Source organism: Primorskyibacter flagellatus, from assembly GCF_048268605.1.
Taxonomy (GTDB): domain Bacteria; phylum Pseudomonadota; class Alphaproteobacteria; order Rhodobacterales; family Rhodobacteraceae; genus Primorskyibacter; species Primorskyibacter flagellatus.
In genome coordinates, this window is the sequence record NZ_JBLWVF010000004.1 from 147,619 (window position 1) to 170,350 (window position 22,732).

General features: G+C 61.2%; 16 protein-coding genes. 7 read left to right on the forward strand and 9 right to left on the reverse strand.

Going from position 1 to position 22,732, the window contains the following annotated elements:
• Positions 1-12 precede the first annotated feature (12 nt).
• Positions 13-1,779: a dihydrolipoyl dehydrogenase gene (gene lpdA / locus ACN0WV_RS07095; RefSeq protein WP_417604641.1), complete on the forward strand. Its 1,767-nt coding sequence runs from the start codon at positions 13-15 to the stop codon at positions 1,777-1,779.
• Positions 1,780-1,892: 113 nt separating this feature from the next.
• On the opposite strand, the gene ACN0WV_RS07100 is transcribed toward lpdA, so the two are convergent.
• Complete coding sequence (locus ACN0WV_RS07100) at positions 1,893-2,651, reverse strand: sulfite exporter TauE/SafE family protein (RefSeq protein ID WP_417604643.1); 759 nt, start codon at positions 2,649-2,651, stop codon at positions 1,893-1,895.
• A 177-nt stretch (positions 2,652-2,828) separates the two neighbouring features.
• On the opposite strand from ACN0WV_RS07100, the gene radC reads away from it, so the two are divergent.
• Positions 2,829-3,593, forward strand: a complete 765-nt coding sequence (gene radC, locus ACN0WV_RS07105) for a RadC family protein (protein ID WP_417604645.1) — start codon at positions 2,829-2,831, stop codon at positions 3,591-3,593.
• 25 nt (positions 3,594-3,618) lie between these two features.
• Here the strand turns inward: radC and secA are convergent, their stop codons facing one another.
• Positions 3,619-6,348 carry a preprotein translocase subunit SecA gene (gene secA / locus ACN0WV_RS07110; RefSeq protein WP_417604647.1) on the reverse strand — a complete coding sequence of 910 codons (2,730 nt, stop codon included), beginning with the start codon at positions 6,346-6,348 and terminating at the stop codon, positions 3,619-3,621.
• Between the two features lie 177 nt (positions 6,349-6,525).
• On the opposite strand from secA, the gene ACN0WV_RS07115 reads away from it, so the two are divergent.
• The 3 genes from ACN0WV_RS07115 to ACN0WV_RS07125 all read left to right on the forward strand — a co-directional run bounded on the left by ACN0WV_RS07115 (position 6,526) and on the right by ACN0WV_RS07125 (position 9,082).
• On the forward strand, positions 6,526-7,377 hold the full coding sequence (locus tag ACN0WV_RS07115) for a peptidylprolyl isomerase (RefSeq protein ID WP_084351302.1): 852 nt from the start codon (positions 6,526-6,528) through the stop codon (positions 7,375-7,377).
• Between the two features lie 3 nt (positions 7,378-7,380).
• The gene (argJ, locus tag ACN0WV_RS07120) at positions 7,381-8,610 is read left to right on the forward strand and encodes a bifunctional glutamate N-acetyltransferase/amino-acid acetyltransferase ArgJ (protein WP_084351304.1); all 1,230 of its coding nucleotides are present in this window, start codon (positions 7,381-7,383) and stop codon (positions 8,608-8,610) included.
• A gap of 73 nt (positions 8,611-8,683) precedes the next feature.
• On the forward strand, positions 8,684-9,082 hold the full coding sequence (locus ACN0WV_RS07125; RefSeq protein ID WP_084351307.1) for a (deoxy)nucleoside triphosphate pyrophosphohydrolase: 399 nt from the start codon (positions 8,684-8,686) through the stop codon (positions 9,080-9,082).
• A 374-nt stretch (positions 9,083-9,456) separates the two neighbouring features.
• On the opposite strand, the gene infB is transcribed toward ACN0WV_RS07125, so the two are convergent.
• Genes infB through rimP form a run of 4 tightly spaced genes read right to left on the reverse strand, consistent with a single transcriptional unit; the run spans position 9,457 to position 14,816 of the window.
• A complete protein-coding gene (gene infB, locus ACN0WV_RS07130; RefSeq protein WP_417604649.1) occupies positions 9,457-11,943 on the reverse strand; it encodes a translation initiation factor IF-2 in 2,487 nt (828 codons plus the stop codon).
• A 9-nt stretch (positions 11,944-11,952) separates the two neighbouring features.
• Entirely contained in the window at positions 11,953-12,588 is a 636-nt protein-coding gene (locus ACN0WV_RS07135; RefSeq protein ID WP_417604651.1) for an RNA-binding protein, read from the reverse strand.
• 23 nt (positions 12,589-12,611) lie between these two features.
• The gene (gene nusA, locus ACN0WV_RS07140; RefSeq protein WP_417604653.1) at positions 12,612-14,243 is read right to left on the reverse strand and encodes a transcription termination factor NusA; all 1,632 of its coding nucleotides are present in this window, start codon (positions 14,241-14,243) and stop codon (positions 12,612-12,614) included.
• Positions 14,244-14,246: 3 nt separating this feature from the next.
• Positions 14,247-14,816 carry a ribosome maturation factor RimP gene (gene rimP, locus ACN0WV_RS07145; protein WP_084351315.1) on the reverse strand — a complete coding sequence of 190 codons (570 nt, stop codon included), beginning with the start codon at positions 14,814-14,816 and terminating at the stop codon, positions 14,247-14,249.
• Positions 14,817-15,157: 341 nt separating this feature from the next.
• On the opposite strand from rimP, the gene ACN0WV_RS07150 reads away from it, so the two are divergent.
• Together ACN0WV_RS07150 and ACN0WV_RS07155 are read left to right on the forward strand one after the other, a co-directional pair.
• On the forward strand, positions 15,158-16,384 hold the full coding sequence (locus ACN0WV_RS07150; protein WP_417604656.1) for an acyl-CoA dehydrogenase: 1,227 nt from the start codon (positions 15,158-15,160) through the stop codon (positions 16,382-16,384).
• A 221-nt stretch (positions 16,385-16,605) separates the two neighbouring features.
• The gene (locus ACN0WV_RS07155; protein ID WP_417604658.1) at positions 16,606-19,128 is read left to right on the forward strand and encodes a cation:proton antiporter; all 2,523 of its coding nucleotides are present in this window, start codon (positions 16,606-16,608) and stop codon (positions 19,126-19,128) included.
• A gap of 25 nt (positions 19,129-19,153) precedes the next feature.
• Here the strand turns inward: ACN0WV_RS07155 and ACN0WV_RS07160 are convergent, their stop codons facing one another.
• Genes ACN0WV_RS07160 through ACN0WV_RS07170 form a run of 3 tightly spaced genes read right to left on the reverse strand, consistent with a single transcriptional unit; the run spans position 19,154 to position 22,697 of the window.
• A complete protein-coding gene (locus tag ACN0WV_RS07160) occupies positions 19,154-19,807 on the reverse strand; it encodes an ATP-binding cassette domain-containing protein (RefSeq protein ID WP_417604659.1) in 654 nt (217 codons plus the stop codon).
• Positions 19,804-21,510, reverse strand: coding sequence for an ABC transporter permease (locus ACN0WV_RS07165; protein ID WP_417604661.1), 1,707 nt, complete (start codon positions 21,508-21,510; stop codon positions 19,804-19,806). The genes ACN0WV_RS07160 and ACN0WV_RS07165 overlap by 4 nt, the downstream gene beginning before the upstream one ends.
• Positions 21,507-22,697 carry an ABC transporter substrate-binding protein gene (locus ACN0WV_RS07170; RefSeq protein WP_417604663.1) on the reverse strand — a complete coding sequence of 397 codons (1,191 nt, stop codon included), beginning with the start codon at positions 22,695-22,697 and terminating at the stop codon, positions 21,507-21,509. The genes ACN0WV_RS07165 and ACN0WV_RS07170 overlap by 4 nt, the downstream gene beginning before the upstream one ends.
• Positions 22,698-22,732: the final 35 nt, after the last annotated feature.

The window sequence follows — 22,732 nt, forward strand, 5'->3', positions numbered from 1 at the left end:
GGAGATCGCAAGATGGACATTAAAGTTCCCGATATCGGCGATTTCACCGATGTGCCCGTGGTCAGCGTTCTGGTCTCGGTCGGTGACACTGTCGCCGCCGAGGATCCGCTGATCGAGATTGAAAGCGACAAGGCCACGATGGAGGTGCCTAGCCCCGCTGCCGGCACCGTCAAGGAGATCAAGGTCAGCGAAGGCGACAAGGTTTCCGAAGGCGCTGTGATCATGGTCTTCGAAGGGGCCGATGCCGGTGATGACGCAAAACCTGCCGACTCCCCGGAGAAGGCGGAGCAGCCGCAAGGTGCCGGATCAAGTCCGGCACCGGAATCGGTCGCTGCGACCGGCACTGCGTCCGGCAAGGGCGATCTGCATGCCGAGGTTGTCGTTCTGGGGTCTGGTCCCGGCGGCTACACGGCTGCGTTCCGCGCGGCGGATCTGGGCAAGAAGGTCATTCTGATCGAAAAATACCCCACGCTCGGCGGTGTTTGCCTGAACGTCGGCTGTATCCCGTCGAAGGCATTGTTGCATGTCGCCAAGGTCATCACCGAGGCCGAAGAGATGGGCGCGCATGGCATTTCCTTCACCAAGCCGAAGATCAATCTGGACGAATTGCGCGGATTCAAGGACAGCGTTGTCGGTCAGTTGACCGGCGGGCTGAAGGGTCTTTCCAAGGCCCGCAAAGTCGAGGTCGTGCAGGGTTACGGTCGGTTCACCGGGCCTAACATGATCGAGGTCACCGGCGATGACGGTGTGAAGAACGTCAGCTTCGATCAGTGCATCATTGCCGCCGGGTCCGAGCCTGTGAACCTGCCGTTCATTCCTCAGGATGATGATCGGGTGATCGATTCCACGGGCGCGCTGGAATTGAAAGACATCCCGAAACGGATGCTGGTTCTGGGCGGCGGGATCATCGGTCTGGAAATGGCCTGCGTCTATGACGCTTTAGGCACCAAGATTACCGTGGTCGAGCTGATGGACCAGATCATCCCCGGTGCCGACAAGGACATCGTCAAACCCCTGCACAAGCGCATCGAGGGGCGGTACGAGAACATCATGCTCAAAACCAAGGTGACGGACGTCAAGGCCCAGAAGAACGGGCTGAAAGTCACCTTCGAGGATGCCAAGGGCGAAGAGAGCGCTGGCATCTTTGACAAAGTTCTGGTCGCTGTGGGCCGCAAGCCCAACGGCAAGATGATCGACGCAGACAAGGCCGGTGTTGCCGTGGACGAACGCGGCTTTATCGCCGTGGACGGACAGCAACGTACCGGCGTGCCGCATATCTTTGCCATAGGCGACGTCGTGGGCCAGCCGATGCTGGCGCATAAGGCGGTGCATGAGGGCAAGGTTGCGGCAGAGGTCTGTGCCGGTCAGAACCGTCACTTTGATGCCCGCCTGATCCCGTCCGTTGCCTATACCGACCCAGAGGTCGCATGGGCTGGTGTCACCGAGACTGAGGCCAAGGCCAAGGGCATCAAGTACGAAAAGGGCGTGTTCCCCTGGGCCGCGTCGGGCAAGGCGCTGTCGAATGGTCGCTCCGAAGGCATGACCAAGCTGCTCTTTGATCCCGAGGACGACCGGATCATTGGCGGGCTGATCGTCGGCACCAACGCGGGCGACTTGATTGCCGAAGTGGCTTTGGCGATAGAGATGGGCGCGGATGCTGTCGATCTTGGCCATACAATCCACCCGCACCCGACCCTGTCGGAAACGGTGAACTTCGCGGCCGAGATGTTCGAGGGCACGATCACCGATCTGATGCCGCCGAAGAAGAAAAAGCACTAAGCCTAATTGGGATCGACCTTCAAAATGCGAAAAGGACCGGGCATTCCCCGGTCCTTTTTATGTGTCGGAAATCATCGCAGAAGCAGCTTTCCGCGATAAAAGCCGCGCTGCGATTACTGCCGCATGAAGAAAATGACGGTCATTATCAGGCCAACCATCACAATGCCTGCGCGCAACAGCGCCTTGTTGGTGATTCGTTGCGCGGCCCAGCCGCCAAAGAAACCACCCGCCGTGGTTGCCACCGCCATCACCAGCGCCTGTGGCCACCAGATCAGACCGGCCAGCGCCAGAACTCCCGCAGAAATTACCGAAATTACCGCCGACATCAGGTTCTTCAGCCCGTTCATTCCATCCAGATTGGTAAAGCCGATCAACCCCATCGTCGCGAGCAGGATGATCCCGAGACCCCCGTTGAAATAGCCGCCATAAGTGCTGACGACGCCGAAGGCAAAGATCGAAAGCGCCGGACCCGCCGCGCCAATCCCTGCCTTTTGCAGGCGTTTGACCAACCATGGGCCGACTGCGAACAGGACCGTCGCGACCAGCAGCAGCCACGGTACAAGGCCCGAGAACAGCTCTGCCGGGGTGATCATAAGCAGGACGGCACCCACGAGTCCGCCGGCCAGTGCGATCAACAGGATAGTACGGATCTTCAGAACGCCTTCTTTAGCAATGTTGCTACGATAGGCATAAGCGCTGGCGATGTAGCCGGGCAGGGCAGCCACGGTTGCCGTCGCATTGGCTGCGATCGGCGGAACCCCCGTAAAAACCAGCGCAGGGAAGGTAATGAACGTACCACCGCCGGCAACGGCGTTCAGCACGCCAGCGGCAAATCCGCTGACGACCAGCAGAATGATTGTTTCGAATGTCATGAGTCCGTCCCGTGTTCGCGTCAACCCGGTCTAGACTGACCGGAGGTGCAAGGGCAAGTGCAGCGCGAAATCACCAGTTTTCAACCTCGTGGCGGCGCGCTGTGACGGCATCAGACCGTGCTGCCCGCCTGTCGGTGGTTAACGGTTTGCTTACGGTCTTTCCGGCATGGTCCATCTATGACACATCGCCAGAACTTCTCTGAACCGCCGCTTCCGATCTTCTTTTCGGATGAGACCGAACCGGTTGCCATCCGCTCCGGAGGCAAGGTGCCATCCTATCTGGCTGACCATCGCAAGCGGCTGCGCGACAGGTTCATGGCAGGCGGTGCGGATGCGATGCCGGATTACGAACTGTTGGAACTGGTGTTGTTTCGCGCCATTCCACGACAGGATGTCAAACCTCTTGCGCGGCAGTTGATCGACGGTTTCGGCGATTTCAACCGGGTTGTTTCGGCACCCGCCGCGCGGCTGGAGGAGGTGAAAGGCGTAGGCCCCGCCGTAGTGCAGGAATTGAAGATCGTCGAGGCCGCAGCGCATCGCTTGTCACGGGCGCGTGTGATCCAGCGCCATGTCGTGTCAAGTTGGGATGCGCTTCTGGACTATTGCCACACAACGATGGCGCATCGCGAGACAGAACAGTTTCGGGTGCTTTTTCTGGATCGCAAGAACGTGCTGGTGGCGGACGAGGCGCAGGCGCAGGGCACAGTCGATCATGTGCCGGTCTACCCGCGCGAGGTGGTCAAGCGCGCACTAGAATTGAATGCCAGCGCGTTAATTCTTGTCCACAACCACCCGTCCGGGGATCCGACGCCGTCGCAATCGGATATCGACATGACAAGACAGATTCAGGCTGCCGCCGATGCATTGGGGCTGACGCTGCATGACCACTTGATCGTCGGAAAGTCACAAGAACTCAGCTTCCGGGCGGAGGGTCTGTTGTAGCTAAACCCGCCGCACCGCAAGCCTTTCAGGTCAGTTTTCCGTGGCAATGCTTGAACTTGCTTCCCGACCCGCAGGGGCAGGGATCGTTGCGGCCCGGATTGCCCCATGTTTCGGGGTTGGCCTCGTCGAACCCTGATATGGCGGCTGTGCCATCCTGCGCGTCAGGCGCGCTGTCAGGCTGCGGTGCGGATGCAGCGGCGGCAGCTTCGGCCTGACTCTGTATCATTGCCTGTTGCGCGGCGATCTGCTGGGCCATCGCCTTCTGCTCTTCCTCGGACATCGGGCGGACTTGGCCCAGCTTCTGCGTCACCTCGGCGCGCAGGCTATCAAGCATCGATTCGAAAAGCTGGAAGGCCTCGGTCTTGTATTCATTCAACGGGTCACGTTGCGCATAGCCGCGGAACCCCACGACCGAACGCAGATGTTCCAGCGTCAGAAGATGCTCGCGCCACTTGCCGTCGATGGTTTGCAACAGGATCTGCTTTTCGATCTGGCGCATGGTGTCTTCGCCAAAGGCCTCGGTCTTTTCGGCCATGCTCTTTTCAGCAGCTTCTTCCAGTCGCTCGCGGATCACCTCGTCGTCCACGCCTTCCTCTTCGCCCCAACCAATCACCGGCACATCGAGGTTAAGCTCTGCAATCACGGCAGCATAAAGCCCCTGCATGTCCCACTGATCGGCATAGGTCTTGGGCGGAATATATTGGGTCACGAGGTCGTCGATCACCTGTTCGCGCATGTCCTGCGTGATCTCCGACAGGTCTTCGGTTTCCATGATCTCGCGGCGCTGGCTGAAGATCACCTTGCGCTGGTCGTTCATCACATCGTCGAATTTCAGCAATTGTTTGCGAATATCAAAGTTGCGGCCTTCGACCTTGGCCTGTGCGCGTTCCAGCGATTTGTTCACCCAAGGATGCACGATCGCCTCGCCTTCTTTCATGCCAAGGGTGGACAGCACTTTTTCCAACCGTTCGGACCCGAAGATCCGCATCAGATCGTCCTCAAGCGACAGGAAGAACGAGGATCGTCCGGGATCGCCCTGACGGCCAGACCGACCGCGCAGCTGGTTATCAATGCGGCGGCTTTCGTGGCGTTCGGTTGCCAGAACGAAAAGTCCGCCGGCCTCCTTGACCGCAGGTTCATCGGCGGCGTGATCGGCCTCGATGCGGGCGCGTACCTCGTCGGGATTGGCGTCGGGATCAGCGGCGATGGCTTCCATCACCTTGAAATCGAGGTTTCCACCCAGCTTGATGTCGGTCCCGCGGCCCGCCATGTTCGTGGCGATGGTCACCGCGCCCAGCTTGCCTGCATCGGCGACGATCTGCGCCTCCTGCTCGTGCTGGCGTGCGTTCAACACGTTGTGCGTCAGGCCCGCCGTGGTCAGCAGTTGCGACAGCATCTCGGATTTTTCGATCGAGGTCGTGCCGACAAGCACCGGCTGGCCCTTTTCATGCGCCAGCTTGATCTCTTCGACGATGGCGTCGTATTTCTCGCGCGCGGTGCGGAAAACCTTGTCGTCTTCGTCAATCCGCGCAATCGGCTGGTTGGTCGGAACCTCGACCACGCCCAGCCCGTAGATTTCGGCAAATTCCTCGGCCTCGGTGGTCGCCGTCCCGGTCATGCCCGCAAGCTTGTTGTAAAGGCGGAAGTAGTTCTGGAAGGTCACGCTGGCCAACGTCACGTTCTCGGGCTGGATCTTGCAGCCTTCCTTGGCCTCGATTGCCTGATGCAGACCTTCTGACAGGCGGCGTCCGGACATCATACGCCCGGTGAACTCGTCGATCAGCACAACATCGCCGTCGCGAACGATATAATCCTTGTCCTTCTGGAACAGTTTATGCGCGCGCAGACCCTGGTTGACGTGATGCACGATGGTCGTGCTTTCCGGATCATACAGCGATTGCCCTTCGGGCAGGATACCGCGGGCCAGCAAATGCTTTTCGAGAAATTCGTTGCCCTCATCGGTGAAGGTCACGTTGCGGGTTTTCTCATCAATGGTGAAATGTTCGTCGGTCAGATCGGGAATCAGCCGGTCGATGCTGACGTAAAGCTCGGACCGGTCCTGTGCCGGACCCGAGATGATCAGCGGGGTGCGCGCCTCGTCGATCAGGATGCTGTCAACCTCGTCCACAATCGCGAAATTGTGTTCCTGCTGGTTCATCTGGCTAAGCTCTGACTTCATGTTGTCGCGCAGATAGTCGAAGCCAAGCTCGTTATTGGTGGCGTAGGTGATGTCGCAGGCATAGGCCGCGCGCTTTTCGTCCTCGGGCTGCTGGGGATAGACAACACCGGTGGTCATGCCGACGGCCGCATAGACCTTGCTCATCCAGTCGGCATCGCGCCGTGCAAGATAGTCGTTCACGGTGACGATATGCACGCCCTTGCCCGACAGCGCGTTCAGATAGGCCGGGAAGGTCGCAACCAACGTCTTGCCCTCGCCGGTTTTCATTTCCGCGATATTGCCTTGATGCAGGAAAATACCGCCCATCAACTGAACGTCAAAGGCCCGCAGGCCCAAGGCACGCCTGGCACCTTCGCGGCAGTTGGCAAAGGCTTCCGGCAGCAGATCGTCCAGCTTGGCACCGTCCGCCAGCCGTTTACGCAGCTCTGCGGTTTTCTCGATCAGGCCCTCGTCGGACAGTTTTTCGAAATCCGGCTCCAGCGCAGTGATCTTTTCGACAAGCGGGCGTGTCGCCTTGATCTGGCGGTCATTCGGCGTTCCGAACACCTTCCGCGCGAGTTTTCCGAATCCGAGCATGGTCTCTCCGTCGCTTTCTGACGCCATCGTGTGTGGCATCCTGCTTGCCCGCCTCGCACACACCCCATATGAGTCGGGTGAATGACCGGTCTGGCAATAGCCCCTCGGCGATGTAAGGGTCGGTCGGAAAAGTGTCAACGCCGCCCAAGGGCGCATACGCCCAGGAAGGACGAATCAATGCCAAAACACCTCACCAAATTGTCGACTATTGCGCTGATCTGCATGATGGGGATGCCTTTGCAGGCCCAGGACACCCCCAGCGCCGATACGGTCGTCGCCACGGTGAATGGCACCGAGATCACGCTTGGCCACATGATCATGGTCCGTGCCACGCTGCCCGAACAGTATCAGCAGATGCCTGCGGATGCACTGTTCGACGGCATTCTCGAACAATTGGTGCAGCAGGAAACGCTTGCCCAATCAGATGACGCCACGGAAACCCGGCGCGTGAAAATTGCGCTTGATAATGAACGCCGCACCCTTCTGGCCAGCGAAGTGATCGAGATGGCCGCAACGGATGCGGTGACAGATGAGGCGTTGCAATCCGCATATGACGCCAAATATGTCGGTGCCGAAATGGGCGACGAGTTCAACGCGGCGCATATTCTGGTCGAAACCGAAGAAGAAGCCGCAGCCCTTGTGGAAGAGCTGAATGGCGGTGCCGATTTTGCAGAGCTTGCCCGCGAAAACTCCACCGGACCTTCAGGCCCGAATGGTGGTGAGCTTGGCTGGTTCAGCGCAGGGATGATGGTTGAACCTTTCCAAGCGGCAGTTGAGGGTATGGAAAACGGGACAATCTCCGATCCGGTTCAAACCCAATTCGGCTGGCATGTCATCAAGCTGATCGAGACCCGCACAAAAAGCGCTCCTGAACTGGATGCCGTGCGCGAAGAGCTGTCGGGCACGATCCAGCGCGCTGCTGTCGAGGCAAAGATTGCTGAACTGGTCGACGCGGCAGAGATCACCCGCACCGACAAGGCAGAACTCGACACAGAGGCACTCAACGACCTCTCCCTGCTAGAGGACTGATTCATGGCGAAGACGCTCGCGGTTTCCCCGCTCGCACCGGCGGCATTTCCTCAACTTCCGGTGATCGGCGGCGTGGAATTCGCCGTCGCAGAGGCCGGCGTTCGTTACGCTGGCCGGACGGATGTGATGCTGGCGCGGCTTGTGCCGGGCAGTACGGTCGCGGGCGTCTTCACCCGGTCAGCCACCCGGTCGGCCCCGGTCCTGGATTGTCAGGACAAGCTGGGCGGGGATCAGTCGCCCGGCGCGGCGATCATCGTGAACTCTGGCAATTCCAACGCCTTCACCGGTCGCAACGGCGTCGAGGCAACGCAAGCCGTGACCTCTGCGGTGGCCGATGTGCTGGACTTGCCGGATGCCCGCGTGTTCAGTTCATCCACCGGGGTGATCGGCGAACCGTTGCGCCACGACCGTATCACCGCCAAACTTGATGAGCTGACGGCCTCCCTGTCTCCGGATGGCATCGCAGACGCGGCGCGCGCCATCATGACGACGGACACGTTTCCCAAAGGCAGCGCCGCTTCGGTTGATTTGCCGGGCGGGCGCGTACAGATCGCGGGCATCGCCAAAGGCTCCGGCATGATCGCGCCGGATATGGCGACGATGCTGGTCTATATCTTCACCGATGCACAGATCGGTTTCGACGCCCTGCAACAGATGGTATCCGAGATCAGCGATGCCACGTTCAACTGCATCACCGTCGACAGCGACACGTCGACCTCCGACACGCTGCTGATGGCCGCGACCGGCGCATCGGGCGTGCAGGTAGAGCCCGGCGATGACGCATTCCGCGCCGCGCTGCACAAGGTCATGCTGGACCTTGCGCATCAGGTTGTGCGCGACGGCGAGGGTGCCACGAAATTCGTCGAGATCAACGTGACAGGGGCCGAATCGGATGCCGATGCGCGCACCCATGCATTGGCAATCGCCAATTCGCCGCTGGTGAAAACCGCCATTGCCGGCGAAGATCCCAACTGGGGCCGCATTGTCATGGCCATCGGAAAATCCGGTGCCGCGGCCGATCGCGACCTGCTGACCATTCGATTCGGCGATGTTCTGGTGGCGGAAAACGGTTGGGTTTCGCCCGATTACCGCGAAGACCAAGGCGCGGCGATTATGAAACAGTCCGAAATCTCGATCAATGTCGGACTGGGACTCGGCCAAGGCGCGGCGACAGTCTGGACCTGCGATCTGACCCACGGCTATATCTCGATCAACGCGGATTATCGCTCTTAAGCTTCTTCTTGGCGAAAATACTCCGGGGTTCCAGGGGCTGGCCCCTGGCCCTGCCTTCACCACAAGGACGTCGATGAAAACCATTCTTGTCTCCGCCGTCGCATTGATTGACCCGGACGGGCGCGTCCTGCTGGCACAACGGCCCGAAGGCAAGCCGATGGCAGGTCTTTGGGAGTTTCCCGGCGGCAAGGTCGAACCCGGAGAGACCCCCGAAGCGGCATTGATTCGCGAGCTTCAGGAAGAGTTGGGGATCGACACTTGGGAAAGCTGCCTTGCGCCGCTGACCTTCGCCAGCCACAGCTATGATGATTTTCACCTTCTCATGCCGCTGTTTGCTTGCCGAAAATGGCAGGGCATTGCGCGTGCGCAGGAGGGTCAGACCCTCAAATGGGTGCGGCCGATAGAGATGCGCGACTATCCGATGCCTCCGGCAGATATCCCGTTGATCGCTATGCTGCGCGACTTTTTATAGGCGATTATCTGCCGTTCGGTCAGCTTGCTCCCGAAAATCTGGACAGGGCTGTTCAAATACCTTCAAATCGCTAAAACTTGTTTCTAGTTCATTAACCATTGCTTCGTACTTTCTATATGTCGTTGAAATCGGGAAGGAACTGACATGTTAAGAACGATTGTCGTTGGAAGCTGCGTCTCGGTACAGGGCACAGTCGAAAACACATTGCCTGACGGACGCATCGCTGTGCGGGTCGGCGATCAGGTATTCACAGGAATTCCTGTATAATACGCAGCCCGAATTGTCGGCACCACTCGGCTGACAGATGACTTGGCTTATACAAAAAAGGGGAGGCAATCTGCCTCCCCTTTTCCAATTTCCTATCCGGTCCGAAGTCAGTCGAGCTTGCGCTCGACCTCTTCGCGCTCGAAAATCTCGATGACATCGTCAGGACGAATATCGTCGTAGTTTTCGAAGGCCATACCGCATTCCTGACCGGAAATCACTTCGGCGACTTCGTCCTTGAAGCGCTTGAGCGTCTTCAGCGTGCCTTCGTGGATCACCACGTCGTCGCGCAGCAGGCGCACACCGGCAGAGCGGCGAGCGATGCCTTCGGTGACCAGACAGCCTGCAACTTTGCCGACGCCGGTAACCTTGAAGACTTCCTTGATCTTGGCATAGCCGATAAAGCGTTCGCGGATCTCGTTGGACAGCAGACCAGAGGCCGCCGCTTTCACGTCATCCACAAGATCGTAGATCACCGAATAGTAACGGATCTCCACACCCTTCTGGTTGGCGGTGTTGCGGGCAGTGGCATTGGCACGCACGTTGAAGCCCATGATCGGGGCCCCGGATGCTTCGGCCAGCCCGACATCGGTTTCTGTGATCGCGCCGACACCGTAATGCAGCACGCGTACGCGCACTTCGTCATTGCCGATCTTTTCCATCGCCTGAAAGATCGCTTCGGCAGAGCCTTGCACGTCAGCCTTGAGCAGAATCGGTAGCTCGCTGACATTCTCGTCGTCCTTGGCCTTGGCCATCAGCTGTTCCAGCGTCGTCGCGGCACCGGCTGCGGCGCGCTTTTCCTTCGCGGCACTTGCACGATACTCGGCGATTTCGCGGGCCTGCGCCTCGGTCGAGGTGACGTTCAGCACGTCGCCTGCCTCGGGTGTGCCGTTGAGGCCAAGAACCTCGACCGGAACCGAAGGGCCGGCTTCGGTAACGCGTTCGCCCTTGTCGTTGATCAGCGCACGAACCTTGCCGTATTGCTCGCCCACGACGAAGATATCGCCCTGGCGCAATGTGCCGTTCTGAATGAGGACGGTGGCAACCGGGCCGCGACCCACATCCAGCTGGGCCTCGATCACGGCACCTTGGGCGGCGCGATCGGGGTTGGCCTTGATGTCGAGGATCTCGGACTGAAGCGCGATGGCCTCCAGCAATTCGTCCAGACCCTTGCCCGTCTTGGCCGAAACCTCGACGTCCTGCACGTCACCGGACATCTTCTCGACGACGACCTCATGCTGAAGCAGGTCCGTCCGGACCTTGTTCGGATCTGCGGCAGGCTTGTCGATCTTGTTGATCGCAACGATCATCGGCACGTTTGCCGCCTTGGCATGGTTGATGGCCTCGATTGTCTGCGGCATCACCGCATCATCGGCAGCCACAACCAGCACCACAATATCCGTGACCTGCGCACCACGCGACCGCATGGATGTAAATGCGGCGTGGCCCGGCGTGTCGAGGAAGCTGAGCACAGTGCCGCTATCCGTCGTCACCTGGTAGGCACCGATATGCTGCGTAATGCCGCCAGCCTCGCCCGCGACAACCTTGGCGTCACGGATTGCGTCCAGCAGAGAGGTCTTGCCGTGGTCGACATGGCCCATGATAGTGATGACCGGGGGACGCGGTTTGAGATCTTCGGGCTTGTCGTCGACCTGTTCGATGACCTGCTCGACATCGGAATCGGACACGCGGGTTACCTTGTGGCCGAATTCTTCGATGATCAGTTCCGCGGTATCGGCATCAATGCTTTGATTCTGGGTCGCCATGATGCCGTTCTGCATCAGCGCCTTGACCACATCAGCCGTCCGTTCGGCCATGCGGTTGGCCAATTCGCCGACCGAGATTGCCTCGGGCAGATTGACATTGCGCACGATCTTTTCGCGCACGACCGGACCGCCCATTGCCTTCTGGCGGGCACGTTCCTGCTTGCGCTTCATCGCGGCCATGGATTTTTGCCGACCGCCTTCGCCAGACAGGGCCTGGTTCAGCGTCAGCTTGCCAGACCGGCGGCCATCATCGCGGTTCTTGTTGCGATTGGAACGATCGTCGTCTTCACGACCTTTCTTGCGGGCAGGCGAGGGGGCTGCCGGGCCACCTGTGGGCCGCGGTGTGCGTGCGCCAGCGTCGGCCTTCGGCGCGGCGGGTTCCTCGGCGGCCTTGGAAGCGGCTGCGGCGGCGTCGCGGGCGCGACGCTCTTCGTCCTCCGCCTTCTGGCGGGCCTTTTCCTCGGCTTCGCGCTGTTCGCGCTCTTTCTGTTCTTTTTCGGCGCGCATGCGCTCGCGCTCTTCGGCGCGGGCCTTCTCATCAGCCTCGCGCTTCGCGGCCTCTTCAACCTCGCGCGCCCGTGCGGCCTGAACGGCTTTCAGGCGGCGATCCATTTCCGCATCGGAAATCCCGGCGGGGCGTGGGCCCTTGTTGCCTGACGTGGCACCGCCGCCCGCGGGCTTGGACGCACCGGGCTTGGGGACCACAACGCGCTTGCGCTTGGTCTCAACCACGACGTTCTTGGTCCGCCCATGGCTGAAGCTCTGCTTCACATTCCCGGACCGGGGACCACCGCGCAAACCCAAAGTCTTTTTACCGTCGCTATCGCTCATGAAGTTCTCTTATCCTTTCCGACGGCCCCTGCCGCCGCGATCTGCATCGGATGCGCCGATGCGCATGCCCTTCAGTCGTTGGGCTTCCTCTACAACACGTTTGGTGAGTCCACCAGCGCCAAGCGCGCCATGTATCACAGTTTGTCGCCCAAAGGCCAAGCCCAACTCTTCAGAGGTGAGCCAACCGATAAAATTGCCATAGTGCGGCGTGCTGAGCTTGGACTTTCCGCGCTCGGACCCGTCGCTGGCCTGAATAAGGACTTCGGCCTCTTCTTTTGACAGCCAGTCCTTCACCTTTTCATACCCGGTGACAGCGTCTCCGGACTTTCGCGCGAGGCTGATAAGATCAACGACCCGCCGCGCCAGTAATTTGTCGACCAGTTCGGCCAGATCTTCGGGCACCTGAACCGGCTGCTTTGCGGCACGCGAAAACAACCCCTTGGCCGCAGCCTTCTTGATCGCCGCCATGTCCGCGGACACATAGATACCGCGACCCGGAAGGCGCCCCAGAATGTCGGGGACCACCTGATTATCCGGTCCGATCACGAAACGTATCAGCCCCGACGCGGGCTGTGCTTCGCCCGTGACGATACATTTACGTTCCGGACCATCGTCATGGTCCTTTTGGCGTCCGCCGCGAGTCATGCCCGGCCCCAGTTCCCGGCGCCTTAAGCGCCAGTTTCCTCAGTAGCGTCCGTGTCGTCCTCGGCAGCTTCGTCCTCATCGACTTTCGGGTCCAATTCCGACGGATCGACCCAGCCAAGCAGAACACGGGCTGTCATCACGAGGGTCTGCGCCTCTTCCAGCGACATATCGAAGGGTTCCAGAAGGCCGTCATCCTTGACGCGTTCGCCATTGTCGGTGGTCCAGCCGCCTGCCAGTTCCCAATCGGCGCAGGTTGCAAAGTCTTCCAGCGTCTTCACGCCGTCCTTCGCCAATGCCTCTACCATTTGGGGTGTGAGGCCCTCAAAGTCAATAAGGCTGTCCTCGGCGCCCAGTTCGCGTGCTGTTTCCAGCGCCTTGCGGGCCTGCGCTTCGAGGTTTTCACGGGCGCGGGTCTGAAGTTCCAGCGCGGTGTCGGCATCGACCCCGTCGATGACCAGCAGCTCATCCTGTTCGACATAGGCCACTTCTTCGAGGTTGGTGAAGCCTTCGGCGACCAGCAGTTGGGCAAAGAATTCGTCCAGGTCCAGCGCGTCCATGAACAGCTTTGTGCGTTCCTCGAACTCTTTCTGGCGGCGCGCGGATTCCTCTTCCTCGGTCATGATGTCGATATCAAGACCGGTCAGCTGGCTGGCAAGGCGCACGTTCTGGCCGCGACGGCCGATGGCCAGCGACAGCTGTTCGTCAGGCACGACAACCTCGATGCGCTCTGCATCCTCGTCGAACACGACCTTGGACACTTCGGCGGGTTGCAGCGCGTTCACCAGGAAGGTCGGGATGTCCTCGTTCCACGGGATGATGTCGATCTTTTCGCCCTGAAGCTCGTTCACGACGGCTTGCACGCGGCTGCCGCGCATACCAACGCAGGCACCGACTGGGTCGATCGAGCCGTCATAGCTGATCACGGCGATCTTGGCGCGCGAACCGGGGTCACGGGCCACGGCCTTGATCTCGATGATGCCGTCGTAGATTTCCGGCACTTCCATCTTGAACAGCTCCGCCATGAATTGCGGGTCGGTGCGCGACAGGAAGATCTGCGGTCCACGGACTTCGCGGCGCACATCCTTGATGTAGCAGCGGATGCGGTCGTTCGGGCGATAGCTTTCGCGGCCGATCTTTTCATTGCGGCGCAGGATTGCTTCGCCACGACCCACATCGACAATGACGTTGCCGTATTCCTCACGCTTGACCTGACCGTTGATGATCGTGCCTGCGCGGTCCTTGAATTCTTCGTATTGGCGGTCACGCTCTGCTTCGCGGACCTTTTGAAGGATCACCTGCTTGGCCGATTGCGCGGCGATCCGGCCCATTTCCACCGGCGGGACTTCCTCGACGAAGGTGTCGCCGATGGCAGGGTCCGCCATATATTGCTTGGCCTGATCGACAGTCATCTCTGCCTGATAGTTTTCCAGCTCTTCTTCCTCGACCACGGTTCGGACGCGGGTGAATTGCGCACGCCCGGTCTTGCGGTCGATATGGACGCGGATGTCCATTTCGGCACCGTAGCGGCTCTTGGCGGCACGGGCGAGGGATTCTTCCATCGCCTCGACGACCAGACCGGGGTCGATCATCTTTTCGCGTGCGACCGCTTCGGCGGTTTGCAAAAGCTCAAGCTGGTTGGCAGAGGTGATTGCCATTTATTATGTCTCCTCTTCGGGCGTTTCCGCCTCGATAGTGTCAAACTCGTCTTCGTTCACGGCCGACGCCTTGCGGGCTTTCAGCATTTCCTTGATCAGATCATCCGTCAGCACCAGCTTGGCTTCCGACAACCAGTCGAATTGCAGCCCCACAGTACCCTCGGCGATATTGATCAACACTTCCGATCCCTCGACGCCTGCCAGCTCTCCCTTGAAGCGGCGGCGTCCGTCGATCAGCTCGGTGGTCTCGATCTTGGCTTCGTAGCCCTCATATGTGTCGAAATCCTTGATCCGGGTCAGCGGCCGGTCGATGCCGGGGCTGGAAACTTCCAGCGTGTAGCCATCAAGGATCGGGTCCTCCACATCCAGTATTGCGCTGACTGCGGTGGAAATATCCGCGCATTCGTTGACTTCAATGCCGCCCGCGGGACGTTCGGCCATGATTTGCAACGTGGGCGTGTTGCCGCCCATCAGACGGATACGCACCAACTCGAATCCCATGTCCTCGATGACAGGGGTCACGATTTCGGCCAGGCGTTTGTCCATGGCGGCTTTGGCGATCAGATCAGACATGCGTATCGGCGTTCCAGACACAAAAAAACGGGCGCGCGGCCCGTTCGGAAATCCCGGTGGTGCTTTCGGATCAGGACCCGAACGCGCCGCTGTTGAGGGGCATATACGCCGCTCGCCCCGAGTCTGCAAGGGCTTTGCGCAATCCGCGTGTCATTAGAAGTTCTCGACAAGGTCATCCGCCTCGGCTGCACGCCAAGGTCATGGTCGTCGCTTATTTCGAGGCCCCGCCCTTGCGGAGTTGCCCGTCCGCTGGACCGCCGGTGCAAAGGATGATGAAATAGTGCGACTCGACGACTTTGGGTTGATAGACACCGCAGCAGACAAATTGGGGAGGGGCCCAGATGCCCGACGACGCAAATCAGATGCCAGCAGGCGCGAAAAAGGCCGATGGCCAGTCCTTTGTCTGGGCGGATCCGTTCCTGCTCGACGATCAACTGACCGAGGACGAGCGGATGATCCGCGAGGCCGCCGCAGCCTTCGCCGCCGACAAGCTGGCGCCGCGTGTGACGGATGCGTACCTGAATGAGGTCGCCGATCCCGACATCTTCCGCGATATGGGCGCGGCGGGGCTTTTGGGCATTACCGTGCCGGAGGAATATGGCGGTCTGGGTGCGGGCTATGTCAGCTACGGCGTCGTCGCGCGGGAAATCGAGCGGGTGGATTCCGGCTACCGCTCGATGATGTCGGTGCAGTCGTCGTTGGTGATGTACCCGATCCATGCCTATGGCAGCGAGGAACAGCGCAAGAAGTATCTGCCCAAGCTGGCCTCTGGCGAATGGATCGGTTGTTTCGGGCTGACGGAACCCGATGCCGGGTCGGACCCCGGCGGTATGAAGACACGGGCCAAGAAGACCGATGGCGGCTATGTGCTGAACGGATCCAAGATGTGGATCTCGAACGCGCCGATGGCGGATGTCTTCGTGGTCTGGGCGAAGTCCGACGCGCATGATGGCAAGGTGCGGGGATTCGTGCTGGACAAGGGCATGAAGGGGCTGAGCGCGCCCAAGATCGGCGGCAAGCTGTCGCTGCGCGCCTCTGTCACCGGCGAGATCGTCATGGACGGTGTCGAGGTGCCCGAGGATGCGATCCTGCCAAACACCCAAGGCATGAGCGGGCCGTTTGGCTGCCTCAACCGGGCGCGCTATGGCATCAGCTGGGGCGTGATGGGCGCGGCCGAAGATTGCTGGCATCGGTCGCTGCAATACGGGCTGGACCGCAAGCAGTTCAAGCGCCCGCTGGCTGCGACACAGCTTTACCAGAAAAAGCTGGCCGATATGCAGACCGAGATCAGTCTTGGCCTGCAAGCCTCGCTCCGGGTCGGACGATTGATGGAAGAAGGTCGCCACGCGCCCGAGATGATCTCGATCGTCAAGCGCAACAATTGCGGCAAGGCGCTGGACATTGCGCGCATGGCCCGCGACATGCATGGCGGCAATGGTATCCAGATCGAATATCAGGTGATGCGCCACGCCCAGAACCTTGAAACGGTGAACACCTACGAGGGTACGCATGACGTTCACGCGCTGATCCTTGGCCGGGCGCAAACCGGCATACAGGCGTTTTTCTGACCGCTCGCACACGTCCGGACGACCTGCCCGGTCGATCCGGGCTTGATGCGCGCGCCATCGGTGAAGGAAACACAACCGGTCTGGCGCGCAAAACTTGTGCAATGGACGCCGGATTCGGCACAAAAGCCTGCTCTGCCTGCTTGCACAAACCTCTGTGATTTCGCAATTTAGCTTGCGCCTGTTTCGTCTTAATTCATCCGAAAGGTAGTTTATCCGGCCACATGGATATCGTCATCGTCACCACGATCATCGCGTCGTTATTTATCATTATCGGGGTGGCAGAGCCGTTGGCAGCGCGTCTGCGTTTGCCCTACACCGTGATTCTCGCCGTGCTGGGCATGATGATCGGTGCGGGCGCGATCTTTTTCCTTCGCACAGATATAATTGACGCGCTGAACCCGGTATCCGCCGCGATCCTGAACCTGCCGATCCGGTCCAACGTGTTCCTTTATGTGTTCCTGCCCACCCTGTTGTTTCAGGCCACGCTGGGCATGAACCTGCGCCGGATGCTGGACGACTGGGTGCCGATACTCGTGCTCGCTGTGGTGGCCGTGGTCGTGGCGACACTGTCGGTGGGATATGCGCTGGCCTGGGTCAGCTCTATCCCGCTGGTGGCGTGTCTGTTGATCGGTGCCATCGTGTCAACCACAGACCCCTCGGCGGTGGTCAGCATCTTCCGGTCGATCTCGGCACCACGTCGGCTGGCCCGTATCATCGAGGGCGAAAGCCTGCTGAACGATGCCGCGGCCATTGCGCTGTTCGGCCTGTTCATGGGGTTCGTCATGTTGGGTGTGCCGAACCCGACGCTGTCTGCTGCATTGGGGCAATTCCCGATGCTGATCTTTGGCGGGGCGCTGACCGGCTGGGTGGTGGCGCAGATCGCGGTATGGGTCATGTCGATGTTCGCCCGCTACGAACTGGCGCAGATTTCGATCTCGGTCGCGTTGCCCTATCTGGCCTATATCGGGGCAGAACAAAGCGTTGGCGCATCTGGCGTGATTGCCGTGGTCGCGGCTGGGTTGACGCTGAATCTGACCGGCCCCGGTCGGCTGCCGCCCGAATCCTGGGTCAACCTGCGCGAAGTCTGGGATCTTCTGGCGCATTGGGCCGGGGCATTGATCTTTATCCTCGCCGCCCTGTTGATCCCGCGCATGCTGGAAGAGGTCCGCGTGTCGGATTTCGCGCTTCTGGGCGTGGTGATCCTGGCGGCGATCGCGGCGCGCGCGGCAATCATTTTCGCGCTTATGCCGTTGCTGACCGCGCTGCGCATATCACCGAATGTCGAGCGTCCCTACCGCGCCGCGATCCTTTGGGGCGGCTTGCGCGGGGCCGTGACCCTGGCGCTGGCGCTCGCCGTCACTGAAAGCTTCCGTGTCCCCGGCGAGGTCAAACGCGTCGTGGCGATCCTTGCCACCGGTTTTACCCTCTTCACATTGTTGGTGCAGGGTACGACGCTGCGCATGGTGATCCGCTGGCTGGGCCTTGACCGGTTGTCGCCTCTGGATCAGGCTCTGTCCCGGCAGGTCGTCGCCGTTGCCTTGCAGACCGTCCGCGAGGATGTGTCCCGCACAACAGAAAATTACGAGCTGACGCATGACATCATTCGGTCCGAGGCCAAGATCTTTGGCGAAAGGCTCGACGATGCGGTGAAATCGGCCGAGGAAAGCGGTGAAATTCTGGATCGGGACCGCATCACGCTGGGCCTGATTGCGCTGGCGGGCGCAGAGCGTGACACAATCCTTGAAAGCATGCGCGAACGTACGATTTCGACCCGGATGAGCGAACAGGTCCTGTCCCACGCCGACCGGGTGATCGAAGGTGCGCGAACCGGCGGGCGCAACGGGTATCGGCGCGCCGCCAATCGTACCTTGACCTATGGTCCCATGTTCCGCGCGACCGTTCTTTTGCACAATCGGTTCTGGCTCTCGGGGCCGCTTGGCGCTCTGACAGCTGACCGGTTCGAACTGCTGCTGTCACAAAGGCTGATCCTGCGCGATCTGGGGGGCTTTATTGACGGGCGCATCCGCCGCATCCATGGTCGCCGGGTCGCGGAACTGCTGCACGAGCTGCTCAGCCGCCGGATCGAAAACGTCGAGGCCGCTCTGGAGGGCCTTCGGCTGCAATATCCCGGCTATGCCGAAGAACTGGAGCGCCGGTTCATCCGCCGCACCGCGCTGCGTCTGGAGGAACGCGAATATACCTTGATGCGTGAGGACGCCCTGATCGGGGCAGAGGTTTACACCTCGTTGATGCAGGATGTCGCCGCGCGCCGGGCCAAGGCCGAAGAACGACCCCGGCTTGATATCGCGCTTCAACGGTCGGAGCTGGTGCAGCAATTCCCGCTGTTCGAGGATCTGGACAAGGCCGCGCTGAAACGGTTGGGACGGGCACTTCGGACCCATTATGCCAATGCGGGCGACATTGTCGTGACCAAGGACAGCCCGGCCAAAAGCGTGTTTTTCATTTCGTCCGGCGCGGTAGAACTGGAAAGCGCCGGCCAGACCTGGCGTTTGGGGCGTGGCGAGATGTTCGGGCAGATGGCGGTTCTGATGCAGCGGCCGCGCCGCGTCGAGGTTCGGGTAATGGCACCCTCGACCATCCTTGCGCTGGACGAAACCCGGTTTCGGCGACTTTTGAAACGCAGCAAGGCCTTGCAGGATGCCGTGCGCGCCAGCGCTGAGAAGCGCGGAATTGATGCCGCGATTCTGGCACCGGAACTGGCCCAAGCCACACCTAAACACTGAAGGGCCGGGGCTGGTACGCAGCGGATTAGCGCGACGTTTCCGCCTCGCTCAGTGTGATGATCGGGCCATTCGTGGCTTCGGCATCCTCGGGATCATGGGTGACCATCAGTGTCGGGATCTCGCGCTTGCGGATATGGGTGAAGGTAAAACCGCGCATCTCGTCGCGCAGTCCTGCGTCCAGCTTCGAGAACGGCTCGTCCAGGAGCAGGGCCGCAGGGTCTGCCAGTAGCGTGCGCATCAGTGCCGCTCGGGATCTTTGGCCGCCAGACAGGCTGGCGGGATCACGGTCATACATGCCAGGCAGGCCCGCGTCAGCCAGCGCCTCCTGCACAGTGTCACGCCGCACCCGCCGCCCTTTGACGGTCCGGGACAAGCCGAAGGCCAGGTTGTCGCCGACGCTGAGATGCGGAAACAGCACTGCATCCTGAAACATCAATCCGATGCGCCGCGCCTCGGCGGGCAGGGGGCTGATGTCCATGCCGTTCAAGGTGATCTGTCCCGACAGGATGAACGTGGGTGATAGCAGCCCCGCTACCGCGTCCAGCAACGTCGATTTGCCCACCCCGGAGGGCCCCATCACCGTGGCAACCTCGCCCGGTTCGATACACAGGGTCAGCGCCGGGAAAAGCGGCGGCGTTTTTTTCAGGCGCACCGTCAGGTCGGTCAGACACAGGCTCATGCCGAGGCTCCTTTCATGGCTGCACGGTTACGGTGCAAAAGCGCGGGGATCAGGAATGCGGCGGCATAGGCGGCCAGCGGCAATCCGGCTTGCAGGCTGGCATAGACGCCCGTCACGCGCCGGTCCGACCCCGAGGACAAGGTGACGGCCTCTGTCGTCAGGGTCGCCACCCGGCCTGCCCCCATGAAGAGCGTTGGCAGATATTGCGCGACGGACACGGCCGTGCCGATGGCGGCCGCCGTCAGGATCGGCATCGCCAGCACCGGCAGTTTCACTGCGAATAGTCGCCGCCACGGCCCCGCGCCAAGCGATGCGGCAGCGCGGGTCAGCCGCGGATCCAACGCGCGCCACGGGTCGGACAGGGTGATCATCACATAGGGAAAGACAAACAGCGCCTGCGCCCAGATCACCGCGATGTGGCCGCCGCTGATTCCCAACCGCAGAAACAGGATGTTCAGCCCGTAGAGAAAGGCAATCTGCGGCACCAGAAGCGGCAGGTAGATCAGCGCCTCGGCCCAGGCGGCGCGGCCACGCCGGGCGCGGTCCTCGCCCTCCAGCCATGCGATGGCGAGGGTCAGCGAAATGGCGGTGGTCGCAGCGGCCAGAAGCAGCGTGTTGCCAAGCGCATGCGCCCAGCCAGCGCCGGGGCTGCCCCAGGCCTTCAGCGACCAGCTTTGTGGCAGGGCGGCAGGCCAGGACCAGCGCCAGGCCAGCGACCAGATCACCAGCGACAGCATCGCCAGCGTGCCGGTTGCGAACAGTGCCATGACCAGCGCGGTGGCCGCCCGAAGCAGCGGTTCGGCAGAGCTGCCCCGCCCACCGCCGCGCACCCACCACAGGCCCAGCCGACGCATGGTCCGCTCGCCCAGCCACAGCAGGGCGAACGCCGCAGCGACCAGCAGCCCCTGCATCAGCGCCCCGGCAGAGGCGGGCAGGATGCGCGCAATCTCCGGATCGGAAAACAGCCGTGTCAGCAGCACCGCCAGCACCGGCGGGTTGGACGGCCCAAGGATCAGCCCCATATCGACGGTCGACAGCGCATAAGCCAACACGACCATCACCGGCAGGCGAATGAGGGGCCAGACCTGCGGGGCGATAATTTTCATCCACACCAGCCCGCGCCCGTAGCCCAGCATCCGCCCCGCAGCCATATTCTGCCGTAACGGGATCTGGGTCAGCGCCGACAGCATCACGAGCAGTAGAAACGGCACCTCCTTGACCATCAGGCCAAGGATCAGCGCGATGCCCCACGGGTCGTTCACAATGGCCAGATCCGGCGGGCTGTCCCATCCCGTAAGGGGCGCCAGCAGACGTGCGATCCAGCCAGAGGGCGACAGGACGAAGGCCAGCCCGATGGCCATCGCGGCATGCGGTGCCGCCAGAAACGGTGTCAGCCAGCGCGCGGCGGCAGAGTTGGACATGCGCTCGTGTGCGACGGCGCAGAAGCCCACGGCCAGCATCAGTGACAGCAATGTTGCCGCCAGCCCGGTCCACAGCGTCAGTTTCACCGAGGTCCACAGGCCCGGAATGGCAGACAAGTCGCGCCACGGCCCCAGACCCGGATCAACCGCGCCAAGCACCGGCATCACGCCAAAGGCGGCACGGCCCGTTTGTCCCAGCCCCGCCGCAATCGGCCCCAGAAGGCCGAGCACAAGCACCGCCAGAACGGCGACGCGCAGCCCTCTGCCGTCGCGGGGTCTCACCGTGTGTAGCGCTTCGCCCAGTCGGCGGTCAGACGGTCCATCCAACTGGCATGGGGTTCCAGAAGGGTTGGTCCCAGCGAGGCCAGATCGGGCAAGGCAGGTGCCGTCGGCAGGGCATCAAATTTGGCTTGTGCGTCGTCGTTCAGCTTGGCCGGGTCGAGGACGGCGTAAGAGCCCAGAACCTCGATATTCTGCATATGCGCCTGCGTTTCGGGGTCCAGCAGGAAGTTGGCGACGACCATCGCACCTTCGCGGTTGGCCGCATTATAGGGGATGGCGACAAAGCTGACATTGCCGATCGTTCCGCCTTCGGGCACGAAAACGCGGGCGGTTTCTGGCAGCAGCCCTTCGGCAATGGCACCGGCGGTCGAGGAGGGGTCAAAGGACATCGCCATGTCGATCTCGCCGTCATTCATCAACTGTTGCTGGATGGACTGGTTTTCCGGGAATGCCGCGCCCTTGCGCCAAAGGTTGGGCCGCAACGCGTCATACCACTCCCACAGCGGCGCCGTGGCCGCGTCGTAATTGGCATCCGTCGCGGGCTGTTGCAGCACCGAGGCGTCGGGCGTCAGTTCGATCAGCGCCTGCTTGAGAAACGTGCCGCCCATGAAATTCGACGGATCGGGATGGGTGAACCGGCCGGGATGGTCCGCCGCCCAATCGACAAATGCCGCCATGCTCGCGGGCGGCGTATCAACCCGCGCGCTATCATAGTTGAACACGAATTTAGCCAACCGCCACGGGCTTTCCATGCCATCGACGGGCGTGGTGAAATCGACCGAATTGGCCGACGTGGGCGACAGGTCAAGGTATTGCGCATTCGGCAGGTCGGCCACGAAAGGCCCGTGCAGCAAGCCTTGTTCCTTCATCGCCAGAAAATTCGGCCCGTTTATCCAGATCATGTCGACCGATCCGCCCTGATCCTGCCCGGCCGCCTTTTCCGAGATCACGCGGGTGACGGCCTCTGCCGTATCGGTCAGCTTGACCTGCCGGACAGAGACGCCTTGACGCGCCGATGTCTGCTCGCCCACCCAGGCGATAAAGGCGTTGGTCCGCTCATCCCCGCCCCAGGCGTTCCAATAGACGGTCTGGCCACGGGCGGCGTCCAGCGTGTCTTGCCAAGTGTCGGCAACAACCGGAGTGGCGAGCAGGGCAGCGACAAGGGTCGCTGTCAGGGATGGGCGCATATGCAAAATCCTTTGTCGTGGTCGTCTATGTCAAA

Bases quoted from the DNA above. Each gene is read 5' to 3' on its own strand.
- ACN0WV_RS07155 (WP_417604658.1), top strand. From the start codon at position 16,606: ATGGATATCGTCATCGTCACCACGATCATCGCGTCGTTATTTATCATT.
- secA (WP_417604647.1), bottom strand. From the start codon at position 6,348: ATGCTCGGATTCGGAAAACTCGCGCGGAAGGTGTTCGGAACGCCGAAT.
- ACN0WV_RS07160 (WP_417604659.1), bottom strand. From the start codon at position 19,807: ATGAGCCTGTGTCTGACCGACCTGACGGTGCGCCTGAAAAAAACGCCG.
- argJ (WP_084351304.1), top strand. From the start codon at position 7,381: ATGGCGAAGACGCTCGCGGTTTCCCCGCTCGCACCGGCGGCATTTCCT.
- ACN0WV_RS07100 (WP_417604643.1), bottom strand. From the start codon at position 2,651: ATGACATTCGAAACAATCATTCTGCTGGTCGTCAGCGGATTTGCCGCT.
- infB (WP_417604649.1), bottom strand. From the start codon at position 11,943: ATGAGCGATAGCGACGGTAAAAAGACTTTGGGTTTGCGCGGTGGTCCC.
- ACN0WV_RS07115 (WP_084351302.1), top strand. From the start codon at position 6,526: ATGCCAAAACACCTCACCAAATTGTCGACTATTGCGCTGATCTGCATG.
- rimP (WP_084351315.1), bottom strand. From the start codon at position 14,816: ATGTCTGATCTGATCGCCAAAGCCGCCATGGACAAACGCCTGGCCGAA.
- ACN0WV_RS07170 (WP_417604663.1), bottom strand. From the start codon at position 22,697: ATGCGCCCATCCCTGACAGCGACCCTTGTCGCTGCCCTGCTCGCCACT.
- radC (WP_417604645.1), top strand. From the start codon at position 2,829: ATGACACATCGCCAGAACTTCTCTGAACCGCCGCTTCCGATCTTCTTT.
- ACN0WV_RS07135 (WP_417604651.1), bottom strand. From the start codon at position 12,588: ATGACTCGCGGCGGACGCCAAAAGGACCATGACGATGGTCCGGAACGT.
- nusA (WP_417604653.1), bottom strand. From the start codon at position 14,243: ATGGCAATCACCTCTGCCAACCAGCTTGAGCTTTTGCAAACCGCCGAA.
- ACN0WV_RS07150 (WP_417604656.1), top strand. From the start codon at position 15,158: ATGCCCGACGACGCAAATCAGATGCCAGCAGGCGCGAAAAAGGCCGAT.
- ACN0WV_RS07125 (WP_084351307.1), top strand. From the start codon at position 8,684: ATGAAAACCATTCTTGTCTCCGCCGTCGCATTGATTGACCCGGACGGG.
- lpdA (WP_417604641.1), top strand. From the start codon at position 13: ATGGACATTAAAGTTCCCGATATCGGCGATTTCACCGATGTGCCCGTG.